Origin of the sequence: Pseudomonas sp. MWU318, from assembly GCF_016756945.1 — a bacterium.
Taxonomy (GTDB): domain Bacteria; phylum Pseudomonadota; class Gammaproteobacteria; order Pseudomonadales; family Pseudomonadaceae; genus Aquipseudomonas; species Aquipseudomonas putida_A.
The window spans coordinates 407555-422534 of the sequence record NZ_JAESJL010000001.1 but is presented as its reverse complement, the minus strand read 5'-3'; the positions used below and the strand labels follow the sequence as shown (position 1 = coordinate 422534).

General features: G+C 59.2%; 12 protein-coding genes. 10 read left to right on the top strand and 2 right to left on the bottom strand.

From position 1 onward, the window contains the following. Position 1 precedes the first annotated feature (1 nt). Positions 2-697: a pirin family protein gene (locus JN524_RS01745; RefSeq protein ID WP_123586423.1), complete on the bottom strand. Its 696-nt coding sequence runs from the start codon at positions 695-697 to the stop codon at positions 2-4. A gap of 279 nt (positions 698-976) precedes the next feature. Here JN524_RS01745 and JN524_RS01740 point away from each other — a divergent pair, with 279 nt between their 5' ends. Beyond that, positions 977-3451 carry a UvrD-helicase domain-containing protein gene (locus tag JN524_RS01740; RefSeq protein ID WP_202368255.1) on the top strand — a complete coding sequence of 825 codons (2475 nt, stop codon included), beginning with the start codon at positions 977-979 and terminating at the stop codon, positions 3449-3451. 57 nt (positions 3452-3508) lie between these two features. Here the strand turns inward: JN524_RS01740 and JN524_RS01735 are convergent, their stop codons facing one another. After that, complete coding sequence (locus JN524_RS01735; RefSeq protein ID WP_025109621.1) at positions 3509-3781, bottom strand: DUF1652 domain-containing protein; 273 nt, start codon at positions 3779-3781, stop codon at positions 3509-3511. 263 nt (positions 3782-4044) lie between these two features. Between JN524_RS01735 and JN524_RS01730 the strand changes: the two genes are divergently transcribed. The 9 genes from JN524_RS01730 to JN524_RS01690 all read left to right on the top strand — a co-directional run bounded on the left by JN524_RS01730 (position 4045) and on the right by JN524_RS01690 (position 14951). Beyond that, a complete protein-coding gene (locus JN524_RS01730) occupies positions 4045-4860 on the top strand; it encodes a helix-turn-helix domain-containing protein (protein WP_202368254.1) in 816 nt (271 codons plus the stop codon). 52 nt (positions 4861-4912) lie between these two features. After that, positions 4913-6319 carry an NAD(P)/FAD-dependent oxidoreductase gene (locus JN524_RS01725; RefSeq protein ID WP_202368253.1) on the top strand — a complete coding sequence of 469 codons (1407 nt, stop codon included), beginning with the start codon at positions 4913-4915 and terminating at the stop codon, positions 6317-6319. A gap of 31 nt (positions 6320-6350) precedes the next feature. Further along, positions 6351-6695 carry a cupin domain-containing protein gene (locus JN524_RS01720; protein ID WP_123586418.1) on the top strand — a complete coding sequence of 115 codons (345 nt, stop codon included), beginning with the start codon at positions 6351-6353 and terminating at the stop codon, positions 6693-6695. Positions 6696-6750: 55 nt separating this feature from the next. Then, positions 6751-7836 carry a polyamine ABC transporter substrate-binding protein gene (locus JN524_RS01715; RefSeq protein ID WP_202368252.1) on the top strand — a complete coding sequence of 362 codons (1086 nt, stop codon included), beginning with the start codon at positions 6751-6753 and terminating at the stop codon, positions 7834-7836. Positions 7837-8273: 437 nt separating this feature from the next. Further along, complete coding sequence (locus JN524_RS01710) at positions 8274-9737, top strand: serralysin family metalloprotease (RefSeq protein WP_202368251.1); 1464 nt, start codon at positions 8274-8276, stop codon at positions 9735-9737. Between the two features lie 93 nt (positions 9738-9830). Beyond that, the gene (locus tag JN524_RS01705) at positions 9831-10259 is read left to right on the top strand and encodes an AprI/Inh family metalloprotease inhibitor (RefSeq protein ID WP_202368565.1); all 429 of its coding nucleotides are present in this window, start codon (positions 9831-9833) and stop codon (positions 10257-10259) included. 203 nt (positions 10260-10462) lie between these two features. Beyond that, on the top strand, positions 10463-12238 hold the full coding sequence (locus tag JN524_RS01700) for a type I secretion system permease/ATPase (protein ID WP_202368250.1): 1776 nt from the start codon (positions 10463-10465) through the stop codon (positions 12236-12238). Next, on the top strand, positions 12235-13584 hold the full coding sequence (locus JN524_RS01695; protein ID WP_007963525.1) for an HlyD family type I secretion periplasmic adaptor subunit: 1350 nt from the start codon (positions 12235-12237) through the stop codon (positions 13582-13584). Before JN524_RS01700 ends, JN524_RS01695 begins: the two co-directional genes overlap by 4 nt. Positions 13585-13586: 2 nt before the next feature. Continuing rightward, complete coding sequence (locus JN524_RS01690; protein ID WP_202368249.1) at positions 13587-14951, top strand: TolC family outer membrane protein; 1365 nt, start codon at positions 13587-13589, stop codon at positions 14949-14951. Positions 14952-14980 lie beyond the last annotated feature (29 nt).

The following is a 14980-nucleotide window of genomic DNA, read 5'->3' as shown; positions in this document are numbered from 1 at the left end:
ATCAAGCCAGATCCACCAGAACGATTTCGCTGTCTTCGAGTGCCGTCACCGTCAGCACCGACTCATGCTCGACGGCAACGCCATCTCGAGCTTGTGCGCGCAAGCCATTGACTTCAATCAGACCGGTGGCGGGTACCAGATAGGCTCGGCGTCCCGCATCCAGTTGATACTCAGCGGTTTCTCCCGCCTTGAGATTAGCTGCGACCAAACGCGCATCGCCGCGAATGCGCAGGCTCTGGTCGTCGCCGTCCTTGCCGCTGGCGAGGGTCACGAAGCCTTCGCGCTGGCCTTTGGGGAACGGTTTGGCACCCCACGATGGCGGCGCGCCAGTTTCCGTCGGCAGAATCCAGATCTGAAAGATTCGGGTCTCCTTGTCTTCCAGGTTGTACTCGCTGTGTGCGATGCCGGTACCGGCGCTCATGACCTGCACGTCGCCTGCTTCAGTGCGCCCCTTGTTGCCAAGGTTGTCCTGATGGGTGATCGCACCTTCACGCACATAGGTGATGATTTCCATGTCGCGGTGCGGGTGCAGCGGGAATCCGGTGCCGGCGGCGATCACGTCATCGTTCCACACCCGCAGATTGCCCCAGTTCATGCGTTGCGGGTCGTAGTATTCGGCGAACGAAAAGTGGTGATGGGCATCCAGCCAGCCGTGATGAGCGCCGCCCAGCGTGTTGAAAGGTCTGAGTTCAAGCATGATCGTCTCCTCAAAAGGTTCGTCATGGGGCGTAACGCCAGAGCCACGAAGCGAGACCGTCGGTTAATGACGGGCATCATCCATCAGGCAACCATCGAGAAAAAGCGTAAAAAGTGCGGCATTCTCATCGAATCCGTTGATGGGAAACCGGCTCAAAATAATCTCACGCAACTTTCAGTTCATCGCCTAAACCAATGAGCTGTAAGCATTTCGCTAGAACTCATGAGCAAATAAAGCCACCATAGCCCCCAACAGCCTCACACACTGGAGCCCCTCAGCGTGGCGCAACACACTCCCGATCTTCCTCCCGAACTTCGTCCATTGGCCGAGATGCCATGGTTCAAGCGTCTCGCCGCACGTTTCTTCGGCCATGGCCTGACACGCTTGCGCGCTCAACACCGTGCGTCGTGGCTGCACGGCCAGGCGGACGGTTTTCGCAGCGGCCACACTGCGGGTGTGGAGTACGGCTTCAAAGAGGGAAAACTCGAAGGCCTGGAAGAAGGCCGGCAGGTGCTGTTGATTCGTGACAGTCGCAGCACCGAGCATCGTCCGCCGAGCGTCGATAATCATCTGTTCGACGACTGGCGTCTGCCACTCAGCGCCGAGCTGAAGAAACGCATGAAAGCCGATGTGGCGCGCCTGCTGCCCGCGCATGCCCAGCCAAGCCTCGCACAATGGAAGATGATCTTCAGCGACACCCCCTCGACCTCGGTGATCGCCGGGGCGGGGGCAGGCAAGTCGACCACGCTGGTGCTGCGTATTCTGTTACTCACGCACTATCTGGGCTTTGAGCTGGATTCGATGACCGTGGTGACCTTCACCCGTGAGTCGCGCAAGGATTTCATCAATAAGCTGATTGAGATGTTCGCGCTCTGGGGCCAGCCATTGAGCCTGCAACAGGCGCGGGAACTGGTGCGCACCTTTCACTCACGCATTCTGCCGATGGTACGCAGCCTGGCGGGGTTCGAACGCTTGCAGGCTTTTGAAAATCTCAGCAATCGGCCACAAGGCGCTGACGAGGAGGTCGACAGCAACCCGTTCGATCTGCGGATCAACGATGCCCAGCGCCAGCAGCTCAATGCGTGCTACCACCGGTTATTCAATCAAGACGAACGTTTCCGCCAGTTGATTCAACCGCTGGCCAAAGCTGCCTTGCAGCTCAAGGAGCTTGAGCGCGATCACCCGGATGTGCAGAAGCGCATGGCGGTGACCGAACTGGCGGCCAAACGCGACGAAGAACTGTGCGATGCCATCGAAGACCTGTGGTTTCGCGCAGGTGCCTGGCCGATCAAAGGCATCGAACCCAGCCGTCAGACCTTCGAGATCAACGGTTCGACCTTTCACTGCCACGGCTACATTCCCAGCCTCGATGCCTGGGTGGTGCTCGGCTTCGATCCCCGGGAAAACCCGCAAATCTGCCGCCCCAACGCCAAGCTCAGTGTGCGCGCTGAATGGGCTGTGAAGCGCACCCTGTTTCAAGCTTTCTGTCGTAAGCCGTTGATTTGGCTGAATGACTACGAAACATCAAAGCGGGTTTTGGCGACATTGGCCGGCGACGCGAGCGCCGGTCCAGGCTTCGATTACAAGGTCAAAGGTGAACTGGTCTCGGCGCCGCTGCTGGACTGTTTTGTCGCGGCGGCCGGTTTCATCGAAAACCTTGGGCTGGATGTGCCGGACGCTGTCGGCCGAATGAGTTTTGCCAAGGACGACCCGGACCGATTCTTTTTTGAGGCGCTGAGCCTGTTCTGGCGTGCCCTTGAAGATCATCTACTCGATCAGAAACCTCCGGTGATGACCTACAACCGAATGTTTGCGCTGTTCAGCGAGCACACGCCGGAGAACCTGAAGCTGCTGAGTGATGAGCTGCTGCGACCGATGTCGCACCTGATGATCGACGAATTTCAAGACGTATCGCCACAGATCGTCTCGTGGATCCGCGCCAGCCTGGCGGAAATTCGCAGTCGTGGCCCGGCCATGCATGTCGGGCGGGGTGCGCAGCGTTCTTCATTGCTGTGCGTCGGTGATGACTGGCAGTCGATCTACGGCTGGCGCGGCAGTTCGCCGAGTTACTTCATGGAATTCAACAAGGAATTCCCGTCACCGAGCACCACGCGGGTGATGCTCAGTGACAACTATCGCAGCCATCAGCACATCATCGATGCCGCCGAACACATCGTCCGCGCGGCGCCGGCAATCCCCGGCAAGAAGGCCAAGGCCAGCGGTGCCCCCAAGGCGTTGCAGCCGGTAAATGTGCTGGAGCGCGATGATCAGGCTTTAGGTCTGCGCCTGGCGGAGCATTACAATCGCGGTGATTCAATCTTGATGCTCTATCGAAAAAGTAGCGATAAGTTATTGATAGAAAAGCATATTCAGCCGGTAGTTAATGTTGATTCGAGCTTGCCGTACGAGGCTCGACGCCTAAAGCAACTGACCTACCACAGTGCTAAAGGTCTGCAAGCCGATGCGGTATTTCTGCTGGGTGACTGTCAGCACCTGACCAGTTCGCCGTACAAGAACCAGGTGTATCGGATGGCTGGCCTGGGCAAGGCTGGCGACAGTGAGCCTTATGACACGGCGCAGAAGGACGAGATTCTGCGGCTGGCCTACGTTGGTATTACCCGGGCGGTCAGCCATTGCTACTGGTACGTCGAGCCGCAGGATACCCAGGCCGTGAACATGCCAAAGGCGTCCGATCGGGTTGCCCAAGGCAAGGCGTTCTTCGTCGATCACCGGAAACAGCCGCAAACCGCGTAGCGCGCGCACAAAAAAGCCCGCCTGATTTGGCGGGCTTTTTCATGTAAAAACAAAAGCTTACGCATAACTCTTGAGAGATTCCGGAGGAATGAAAGCTTCCAGTTCATCTTCCACCGCTTCGATAATGCGCTCGACGTCTGCCGCGTTCATCACCGTGGCACACGGAATGCCGGCGATGGCGATCATTGTTTCACCGCTGGCACGATCGAACAGACGGGCAATCATGCTGCCCGGCGCATCCATCGTTGCCTCAAAACCCATGGGATGAAAGTGCCAACGCATCAGTTGGCACGCATTGGGAAACGTGACTTTACTGGAGCCTTTATTCATGTGTTGCCCGCCTTCTTCATCGAGCGCTTCCTTTTGCTCATGTTAGGTGGGAAGAGCCTTCATTGGCTCAACCGGTCAGTGACGTTAAAAGTAGCACCCGCATGTGAATTTTCCGTGAGATTTTTCAGTTCATTTTGCGATTGCTGCGCGTTTTTTGATGTAAGTCACGTCGGGATCAGTCATCGCCAAATGGCCACTACGGTTTGCTCGTTGATCGTTTTGTCGAACTTGGGCAAGCTCGGTTCTTTTGCGCCGAGCCCTTTATGCACGCCGACGATGACGGCCCAGAACAGACTCCGGCCACGGCCGCTACGGTCATGCGCTATCACCTGAGCTGGAAACACCGCGATCTGGACAGCGTCATGGCGCTGTATCACCCAGACGTCCAGTACAACGATTTTTTCCAGAACCGGGTCCTCGGCCTCGACGAGTTGCGTGAGTACGTGCGCGTGAGCATGCCGCGAGAATCCGACGAAGCGCTCGAACATTGCGACCGGATCCGCGTGGATGGCAACACCGCGTTCATTCAGTACGAAGTGACCCTGCGCGGCGGTGACGGGCTGGTGTCGTTCCGTTCCAGTGAAGCGCTCACGGTCAAGGACGGCTTGATCTGGAGGGTCAACGAATACGCTTCGCTGGTTCGCGCACAAACCAATGGCGCCGCCGCACCCAGTGAGCGCCCGGCGGTGAGTCGCCTGGGTTTGTCGCCGCGCCAGATCAGTTTCATGGCCGAGGATCTGCAGCAGTACTTCGAACGCCAGCAGCCGTACCTCGATCCGGAACTGGACCTGCAGCGGGTGGCGAAGGAGTGCGGCTACAGCCGCAATCAGATTTCCTACCTGCTCAATCAGGTGCTCGGCCAGAGCTTCTATCGCTACGTCAACCAGGCCCGCCTGCAGCACTTGCTCAAGACGCTGGATCAGGCCACGCCACCGCTGCGTATCGACGAACTGGCGTTTGCCGCGGGTTTCAACTCGCTGTCAGCGTTTTACAGTTGTTTTCGCCAGCACACCGGCCAGTCGCCGAAGGCCTACGCCAAACAAATTTCTTTGCGGGCACGCGCGCAAGACAGTGATTGAAGTCACGCACTAGGATCGACGCCATCGAAGGTTTTCAGTGGCGGAGTCTTGCATGCCGGCGTGGCGCACTATCAGTTTGTGGATGGATCAACTCGACGAGCCGCTGATTGCGCGGCCGGCGCTGGAGCAGGATCTGGACGTCGATGTGGCGATCATCGGCGCCGGTTATACCGGGCTGTGGACCGCGTACTACCTGAAAAAACTAGCCCCCGGTCTCGATATCGCCATCGTCGAGGCGCAAACCGCCGGTTTCGGCGCGTCCGGGCGCAATGGCGGCTGGCTGATGGGTAACCTGCTGGGCGAGGATCGACTGCTCGCCGGTCTTTCTCCAGAACAACGTCGCGCATCGTTTGATCTGCTGCACAGCATCCCGGATGAAGTGGAAGTTGTCCTCGAACGTGAGGGCATCCACTGCGATTACCGCAAAGGCGGGGTGCTGTACTGCGCCGCCCGCTACCCGGAGCAGGAAGTCAGCCTGCGCGAATACCTCGACAAACTTCATGCCCAAGGCCTGACCGACAACGATTACCGCTGGCTGAACCCCGAACAGCTGGCGCAACAGATTCGTGTGGCGAAACCCTACGGCGGAATTTATGCGCCACACGTGGCGACCATTCACCCCGCGAAACTGGTGCGCGGTCTGGCGCGGACCGTGCAGAACATGGGCGTGAAGATCTACGAAAACAGCCCCGTAACGCATTGGCAGTCCGGCAGTTTGCGCACGGCCAGGGCCAGTGTGCGCAGTCGCTGGATTGTGCCGGCGGTCGAAGGCTATTCGGTCACGCTGCCGCCGTTGGGTCGCTATCAGTTGCCGGTGCAAAGCCTGATTGTCGCCACCGAACCGTTGTCGGCAGCGACCTGGGATGAAATTGGCCTCAGCCGTGGCCAAGCGTTCAGCGAGTTCAGCCGTCAGGTCACCTATGGCCAGCGCAGTGCCGACAATCGCCTGATCTTTGGCGCCCGCGGCGGTTATCAGTTCGCCGGCAAACTGCGCCATAACTTCGATCTGACCCGTGATGAGGTTGAGCTGCGCCGCTATCTGTTCGGCGAGCTGTTCCCGCAGTTGAAAAACGTGCAGATCACCCACGCCTGGGGCGGCAACCTCGGCATGTCCCGGCACTTCAAGCCGCACATGCTCTGCGATCGCGCCAATGGCATTGCGCTGTCCGGCGGTTATGGCGGGGAGGGTGTGGGTGCCAGCAATCTCGGCGGTCGCACCCTGGCCGATCTGATTCTCGAGCGCGATACCGAACTGGTGCATCAGCCGTGGGTGCTGCCGGATGGCGGGATCCATGCACTGCGCGCCTGGGAGCCGGAGCCGTGCCGCTGGCTCGGTTACAACGCGATCATCAAAAGTTTCGTCCACGAAGACCAGACCCTGGCCAACCCGGCCAGCGCACCTTGGCGGCGCAAGCTTGCCAGTCAGGTCGCGGGGTTCATGGAAGGTTTCATGCACTAACCGCCGTTTTCTTCACAAGACAGGTCCCACCATGAGCATTACGCAGTTCAAGAACACCGCCAGTCTGCAACTGGATGAATCCAACCCGGTCGCCGTGCCACTCGGCGAGCCGGTCGCGATTGCCTCGACCACCAGCGTCGAGCGCGACGACGGCGTCGAAACCGGCGTCTGGGAATGTACTCCGGGGCGTTGGCGCCGGCAGATCACCGCGCAGGAGTTCTGCCATTTCATTTCCGGGCGTTGCACGTTCACCCCGGATGACGGCGGTGAAACCCTGCACATACAAGGTGGCGACGCACTGATGTTGCCGGCCAACACGCTCGGCATCTGGGATATCCAGGAGACCGTGCGCAAGACCTACGTTCTTATTTTCTGATTGTTTGATCCTTTGATTGCCTGCCAACAAAAATAGCCACTACAGGAATCACCTCATGATCCAGAAAACCCTCGCTCTGGCGCCGCTGCTGCTGGCCGCCTCCATTAGCCATGCCGCCGAAACGGTGAAGATTTACAACTGGTCGGACTACATCGCGCCGGACACCACGAAAAACTTCCAGAAAGACACCGGCATCGGCGTCACCTATGACGTCTATGACAGTAACGAAACCCTCGACGGCAAGTTGATGACCGGCAAATCCGGTTATGACGTGGTGTTCCCGTCCAACCACTTCATGGCGCGGCAGATCCAGGGCGGGGCACTGAAGAAGCTCGACAAGAGCCAGTTACCGAACTGGAAAAACCTCAACCCGGTATTGCTCAAGGCCTTGCAGGTCAACGACCCGAACAACGAGCACGGTTTCCCGTATCTGTGGGGCAGCACCGGCATCGGCTACAACGTCGCCAAGGTCAAGGCGGTACTGGGTGACAACGCGCCAGTGGATTCCTGGGATCTGATCTTCAAGCCCGAATACATGGAGAAACTGCAGAAGTGCGGCGTGGCGATCCTCGATAACGGCCCGGAACTGCTGCCGGCCGCCCTCAACTACCTGGGGCTGCCGCCCCACAGCAAGAACCCCGAGGACTACAAGAAAGCTGAAGCGCTGCTGGTGAAAGTGCGGCCGTATGTCAGCTACTTCCATTCCTCGAAATACACCAGTGACCTGGCCAACGGTGACATCTGCGTGGCGGTCGGCTTCTCCGGCGACATCCTGCAAGCGGAAAACCGCGCCAAGGAAGCGAAGAACGGCATCGACATCGGCTACGCGATTCCCAAGGAAGGCGCGGCGATCTGGTTCGACATGGTCGCCATGCCGGCCGATGCGCCGGACGAGAAGGCCGGTTACGCGTTCATGAACTACCTGCTGCGCCCGGACGTGATGGCCGGCATCAGCAATTACGTGCACTACGCCAACGGCAACCAACAGGCCGACAGCCTGATCGATCCGGCAATCAAGGGTGACACCAAGGTCTATCCGAGCCCGGAGATGATGGGCAAGCTGTTTGCGCTGGAGGCAATGCCGCTGAACATTGACCGGATCCGCACGCGGGTGTGGAACAAGATCCGCACCGGTAGCTGAGCCAACCCCAAACCCTGCAGGAACTGCCGCAGGCTGCGATCTTTGATCTTGAAATCGAACGATCGCAGCCTGCGGCAGCTCCTACAGAAAATCGCGTTAATTTAGTTGATATCAATACACTGGCATCGCACTAATAGAGTGCAGGAAAGTGAGACGTACCCATCAAAAAGCAACTTACCAATATTTAATATTTAAATAGAAAATCGTCAGACAATTGGGCGATGCCTAATCCGTTAAAACAATCTTTCGACCCCGCAGGCTTTGTTTACGGCAGTTTTGCGCAACAGTGCAATTTGATCTCAAAAAAACGCTAGACGACAGATTTCAAATTGTGTCAGGTTTCTTACGCCTTCATTGGGCGAGTGATAGGACGATCTCGCCAGGGATTGTCGCTATCTGACAAAAACTGTTCCATTGCTAAACAAGGAAGTGTGTTTATGTCGAAAGTAAAAGCTAATGCTGTTTATATCACCGCAGACACATTCGTGCCTGTCGGCGCAGCGCAATCTCTGGCTGCGACCAGCTCTGCCTGGAACCAGATCAATAGCTTCAGCCATCAATACGATCGTGGCGGCAACCTCACGGTCAATGGCAAACCGTCCTTCTCGGTGGATCAAGCCGCCACTCAATTGTTGCGCGACGGTGCCTCCTGGCACGACCTCGACAACAGCGGCAAGATCGAACTGACCTACACCTTTCTGACCGCCAAAACCGCTAACTTCAGCGGCCTGGGCGTCACCGGTTTCAGTCAGTTCAGCTCCCTGCAGAAAGCCCAGGCCGTGCTCGCCATGCAATCCTGGGCGGATGTCGCCAACGTGACGTTCACCGAATCGGCCCGAGGTGGCGACGGTCACATGACCTTCGGTAACTACAGTGGCGGTCAGGAAGGCGCGGCGGCGTTTGCGTTCCTGCCAGGCACCGAGCCAGGCTATGACGGTCAATCCTGGTACCTGACCGGCAGTGGCTACGACGTCAACAAAACCCCGGGTCTGAACAATTACGGGCGTCAAACCCTGACCCACGAAATCGGCCACACCCTGGGCCTGTCTCACCCTGGCGACTACAACGCCGGCGAAGGCAACCCGACTTACAAGGATGCTTCCTACGGGCAAGACACCCGCGGATACAGCCTCATGAGTTACTGGAGCGAAAGCAACACCGCCCAGAACTTCAGTAAGGGTGGTGTGGAAGCCTATGCTTCCGGCCCGCTGATGGATGACATCGCGGCCATCCAGAAGCTGTACGGTGCCAACATGAACACCCGTACCGGTGACACCACCTACGGCTTCAACTCCAACGCCGGTCGCGATTTCCTCAGCGCCTCGTCGTCGAGCGACAAGCTGGTGTTCTCGGTGTGGGATGCGGGCGGCAAGGACACCTTCGACTTCTCGGGTTTCACCCAGAACCAGAAGATCAATCTCAACGAAGCCTCGTTCTCCGACGTTGGCGGCATGATCGGTAACGTGTCCATCGCCAAGGGCGTGACCATCGAGAACGCTATCGGCGGTTCGGGCAACGACCTGCTGATCGGTAACAGCGTGTCCAACGAGCTGAAGGGCGGTGCCGGCAACGACATCATCTACGGCGCCGGTGGTGCGGACAAACTGTGGGGTGGTGCGGGTTCGGACACTTTCGTGTTCGCGTCCAGCTCCGACTCCAAACCGGGTGCAATCGATCAGATCCTCGATTTCGTCAGCGGTCTGGACAAAATCGACCTGAGCGCCATCACCAACGGTTCCGGCCTGCACTTTGTCAGCAGCTTCACCGGTTCGGCCGGCGATGCGATCCTGACCTCGTCGGGTGGCAACAGCCTGTTGTCGGTGGACTTCTCCGGGCACGGCGTGGCGGACTTCCAGGTCAGCACCGTGGGCCAGGCAGCGACCAGCGACATCGTGGCGTGATGTAAAACGGGAAAGCGGCGCTTGATGCGCCGCTTTCTTTACTTGCATCGTCCTGGCCGCTGGGCAAGGCTACGTGCCGGAGCGAATTTTCTGATGATCTATAAAGCTTTTACTTACAAGGCAATGGCGTGGCTTTCGGCGGCGCTGATCATGATTTCTGGAGAAACAACCATGGCAAGCAGCCTCAGACTTGAAGATCCATCGGTGTTTGCCGGGCAATGGCAGGCTGTATTGACTGCGCCCGACGACGCACCACAGGCGCAGGCATTGCAGGACAAGCCGTCGAACACTTGCCTGATCGATCTTGAACCGAACCAGACGCTGGGCAAGGGCGCCGAATGCCTGGGGGCATGGCTTGAGCAAGCGCCGATTGGCTGGTTCCCTGATCCTGACGGCCTGTCGATTACCGGCAAGGAAGGTTCAAGAATCCAGTTCTTCAGCCGACAACGTGATGGGCTTTATCTGAGCACTTTGAAGTCGGGGCTGGTGATTACGCTGACGCGCCATACGCCGCAGCCATGAACAGCGGTACCGACTGAGCAGTTGACTATAAGGTTTGATGTTGCAGTTATAAGCAAGAGTTCAATGCAACGAGTGGCGTTGAAATGTTGAAAGTTGTTATTGAAGTGTAAATGCAAGTTGCAAGAACCCGTCCGGTGTGCGCACGGATAATTATTGGAAGCATCTCGCCAAAGAATGGCGGGGATTACATTCAGGAATAATCAATGAAGATGGCGAAGGCCCCAGCCACCGCTCCCTTATTCAAGGCTTTGGGTGACTATAAAAGCATTCTGATCAGCGTCGGGTGCTTTACCGCACTGATTAACGTGCTGATGCTGGTGCCCTCCATTTATATGCTGCAAGTCTATGACCGCGTGCTGTCTTCGCAGAACGAAACCACCTTGGCGATGCTGTCGTTGATGGTCGTCGGGTTCTTCGCATTCATCGGCATGCTGGAAGTGGTGCGCAGTTTCATCGTGATCCGCATCGGCAGCCAACTGGAACGCCGCTTCAACCTGCGGGTGTATCAGGCAGCATTCGAGCGCAACCTGTTCAAGGGCGAGGGCAACGCCGGGCAATCGCTGGGCGACCTGACTCACATTCGACAATTCGTCACCGGCCCGGCCCTGTTCGCGTTTTTCGACGCGCCGTGGTTCCCGGTCTATCTGTTTGTCATCTACCTGTTCAACGTCTGGCTGGGCGTGCTCGCCACGGCCGGCGCGCTGCTGCTGATTGCGCTGGCCTGTCTCAACGAATACATGACCAAAAAGCCGCTGGGGGAAGCCGCCGGTTACTCGCAGAGGTCCAGCCAACTGGCGACCAGCCACCTGCACAACGCCGAAACCATTCAGGCCATGGGCATGCTCGGCGCGTTGCGCAAGCGCTGGTTCGGTGTGCACTCGCGTTTCCTCGGCTTGCAGAATCAGGCCAGCGACACCGGTGCGGTGATCAGCTCGATCAGCAAAACCCTGCGCCTGTGCCTGCAATCGCTGGTGCTGGGCCTCGGTGCGTTGCTGGTGATCAAGGGTGACATGACTGCCGGGATGATGATCGCCGGTTCGATCCTGATGGGCCGCGTGCTGAGCCCGATCGACCAGTTGATCGCCGTGTGGAAGCAGTGGAGCGGGGCGAAGCTCGCCTACCGTCGTCTGGATTCGCTGCTGCAGGCGTTCCCGCCGAGTGACGACGCCATGGCGCTGCCGGCACCGAAAGGCCAGATTGCCTTTGAGCAAGTCAGTGCCGGCCCTCCGGGGCAGCGCGCGGCGACCCTGCACATGGTCAACTTCGCGATTGGCGCGGGCGAAGTGCTGGGCGTGCTCGGTGCTTCCGGTTCCGGCAAGTCGACTCTGGCCCGAGTGCTGGTCGGCGTGTGGCCGACTCTCGGCGGCACCGTACGCCTGGACGGTGCGGACATCCATCGCTGGAACCGCGACGAGCTCGGCCCGTACATCGGCTACCTGCCACAAGACATCGAACTGTTCAGCGGCAGCATCGCCGAGAACATCGCCCGTTTCAGCGAAGCCAACCCGGAAAAGGTCGTGGCTGCCGCACAGCAGGCTGGCGTGCACGAAATGATTCTGCGGATGCCACAAGGCTACGACACGCAACTGGGCGAGGACGGCAGTGGCCTGTCCGGCGGCCAGAAGCAGCGCGTCGCGTTGGCGCGCGCCATGTATGGCGATCCGAGCCTGGTGGTGCTCGATGAGCCGAACTCCAACCTCGATACCGTCGGTGAAGCCGCACTGGCCAGTGCCATCGCCCAGCTCAAGGCCAAGGGCACCACGGTGGTGCTGGTCACGCACCGTTCTTCGGTGCTGGCCCAGGCCGACAAGTTGCTGGTGCTCAACGACGGACGTTTGCAGGCCTTCGGCAACAGTCAGGATGTACTCAAGGCGCTGTCCGGCGCCCAGGAACAACAACGGGAAAAATCTGCGCAGGCACCGGGCGGGCTCAGCATGAGCCGGCAGTACCAGCCCACGACAAGGAATTCGGGTGTATGAGCAGCGCCAGCATGAACACTGAAAACGAAGCCTCCATGGAACACGCGTACGTCACCGAGCGCCCTGAGCGCGATGCGAAATTCTTCGCGCGCATGGGCTGGATTCTGGCCATCGTCGGCGCTGGCAGTTTCTTCACCTGGGCCGCACTGGCGCCGCTGGATCAAGGCATCCCGGTGCAGGGCACCGTAGTGGTCTCGGGCAAGCGCAAGGCTGTGCAATCAATGAGCGCCGGCGTGGTCAGCCGGATTCTGGTGCGCGAAGGCGAGATCGTGAAGCAGGGCCAGCCGCTGTTTCGCCTCGACCAGACCCAGGTCGCGGCCGACGTGCAGTCGCTGCAAGCCCAGTACCGCATGGCCTGGGCCAGCCTTGCACGCTGGCAGGCCGAGCGCGATAACCTCAAGCAGGTGACCTTTCCGGCGGAGTTGAGCAACGACCCGGATCCGCGTCTGGCGCTGGTTCTTGAAGGCCAGCGTCAACTGTTCAGCAGCCGTCGCGAAGCGTTCTACCGCGAGCAGGCCGGGCTGCGTGCCAGCATCGAAGGCGCCACCGCGCAACTGGCGGGCATGCGTCGCGCCCGCACCGACCTCAACGCCCAGGCCGATTCGCTGCAGCAGCAACTGAGCAACCTGCAACCGCTGGCGGACAATGGCTACATCCCGCGCAACCGCTTGATGGAGTACCAGCGTCAGCTGTCGCAAGTGCAGCAGCAACTGGCGGAAAACACCGGTGAAAGCGGCCGGGTGGAGCAGGGCATTCTCGAATCGCGCTTGAAACTGCAACAGCATGGCGAGGAATACCAGAAGGAAGTGCGCACCCAACTGGCCGACGCGCAGCTCAAAAGTGTGACCCTGTCGGAGCAACTGACCTCGGCCGGTTTCGACCTGCAACACAGCGAGATCCTCGCCACCGCCGACGGCGTGGCGGTCAACCTTGGCGTGCACACCGAAGGCGCCGTGGTGCGTCAGGGCGAAACCCTGCTGGAAATCGTCCCGCAAGGCACCACCCTGGAAGTCGAAGGGCACTTGCCGATCAACCTGATCGACAAGGTCGGCACGCATCTGCCGGTCGATATCCTGTTCACCGCGTTCAACCAGAGCAAGACCCCGCGTGTACCGGGTGAGGTCAGCCTGATTTCCGCCGACCAGATGGTCGACGAGAAAACCGGCGTGCCGTACTACGTGTTGCGCAGCAGCGTCAGTGATCAGGCGATGGAAAAACTCCATGGCCTGGTGATCAAGCCCGGTATGCCGGCGGAAATGTTCGTGCGCACGGGCGAACGGTCACTGCTCAACTACCTGTTCAAACCATTGCTCGATCGCGCTGGCTCTGCGTTGACTGAAGAATAAGGATGTTCGGCTGTATGAATAAGCTTTCGATGTTGGGAGCAGCGTTCGCGCTGCTCGCAGGAAACAGCGCGCTGGCGGCCATGGGGCCATTCGAAGTCTACGAACAGGCATTGCGCAACGATCCGGTGTTCCTCGGCGCGATCAAGGAGCGCGACGCGGGCCTGGAAAACCGCACCATCGGCCGCGCCGGGCTGTTGCCGAGACTGGGTTACAACTACAACCGGGGTCACAATACCTCCAAGGCCACGCAACTGACCGCTCGCGGCAACCTGACCGAAGACCGCAACTACAACAGCTATGGCTCGACGCTGACCTTGCAGCAACCGTTGCTCGACTACGAAGCCTACGCGGCGTATCGCAAAGGCGTGGCGCAGTCGCTGTTCGCCGACGAGGCGTTTCGCGGCAAGAGTCAGGAGCTGCTGGTGCGGGTGCTGGACAACTACACCAAAGCCTTGTTCGCTCAGGATCAGATCGACATCGCCCAGGCCAAGAAGAAGGCTTACGAGCAGCAGTTCCAGCAGAACGAACACATGTTCAAGCAGGGCGAGGGCACGCGCACCGACATTCTGGAAGCCGAGTCGCGCTATGAACTGGCGACCGCCGAAGAGATCGAGGCACGCAACGAGCAGGACGCGGCGCTGCGTGAACTGGGGGCGCTGGTCGGCGTGCAGACGGTGGACATCAGCGAGCTGGCGCCACTGGATCAGAATTTTCAGACCTTCGCGCTGATGCCAGCCAACTACGACACCTGGCATGAGCTGGCGATCAGCAACAACCCCAATCTGGCGTCGCAACGCCAGGCGGTGGAAGTGGCCAAGTACGAAGTCGAGCGCAACCGCGCCGGGCACCTGCCGAAAGTCAGTGCCTACGCGTCGATCCGCAAGACTGAATCGGACAGCGGCAACACCTATAACCAGCGTTACGACACCAACACCATCGGCTTTGAAGTCAACGTGCCACTGTATGCCGGTGGCGGGGTGTCGGCCTCGACCCGTCAGGCCAGCCGCACCATGGAGCAGGCGGAATACGAGCTCGATGGCAAGACCCGCGAAACCTTGATCGAACTGCGTCGTCAGTTCAGCGCCTGTTTGTCGGGCGTCAACAAACTGCGCGCCTACCAGAAGGCCCTGGCCTCGGCTGAAGCGCTGGTGGTGTCGACCAAGCAAAGCATTCTCGGCGGTGAACGGACCAACCTCGATGCGCTGAACGCCGAACAGCAACTGTTTACCACCCGCCGCGATCTGGCCCAAGCGCGCTACGACTACTTGATGGCCTGGACCAAGCTGCATTACTACGCAGGGACGTTGAACGAACAGGATCTGGCGCGGGTGGATGAGGCGTTCGGACAAGGCCCGAAAACCCGGTAACACGGAAAATCCTGTAGGAGCTTGAAGCA

Excerpts from the sequence above, each read along its gene's own strand:
- JN524_RS01745 (WP_123586423.1), bottom strand. The coding sequence starts at position 697 with ATGCTTGAACTCAGACCTTTCAACACGCTGGGCGGCGCTCATCACGGC.
- JN524_RS01735 (WP_025109621.1), bottom strand. The coding sequence starts at position 3,781 with ATGAATAAAGGCTCCAGTAAAGTCACGTTTCCCAATGCGTGCCAACTG.
- JN524_RS01730 (WP_202368254.1), top strand. The coding sequence starts at position 4,045 with ATGCACGCCGACGATGACGGCCCAGAACAGACTCCGGCCACGGCCGCT.
- JN524_RS01725 (WP_202368253.1), top strand. The coding sequence starts at position 4,913 with ATGCCGGCGTGGCGCACTATCAGTTTGTGGATGGATCAACTCGACGAG.
- JN524_RS01720 (WP_123586418.1), top strand. The coding sequence starts at position 6,351 with ATGAGCATTACGCAGTTCAAGAACACCGCCAGTCTGCAACTGGATGAA.
- JN524_RS01715 (WP_202368252.1), top strand. The coding sequence starts at position 6,751 with ATGATCCAGAAAACCCTCGCTCTGGCGCCGCTGCTGCTGGCCGCCTCC.
- JN524_RS01710 (WP_202368251.1), top strand. The coding sequence starts at position 8,274 with ATGTCGAAAGTAAAAGCTAATGCTGTTTATATCACCGCAGACACATTC.
- JN524_RS01705 (WP_202368565.1), top strand. The coding sequence starts at position 9,831 with ATGATCTATAAAGCTTTTACTTACAAGGCAATGGCGTGGCTTTCGGCG.
- JN524_RS01700 (WP_202368250.1), top strand. The coding sequence starts at position 10,463 with ATGAAGATGGCGAAGGCCCCAGCCACCGCTCCCTTATTCAAGGCTTTG.
- JN524_RS01695 (WP_007963525.1), top strand. The coding sequence starts at position 12,235 with ATGAGCAGCGCCAGCATGAACACTGAAAACGAAGCCTCCATGGAACAC.
- JN524_RS01690 (WP_202368249.1), top strand. The coding sequence starts at position 13,587 with ATGTTCGGCTGTATGAATAAGCTTTCGATGTTGGGAGCAGCGTTCGCG.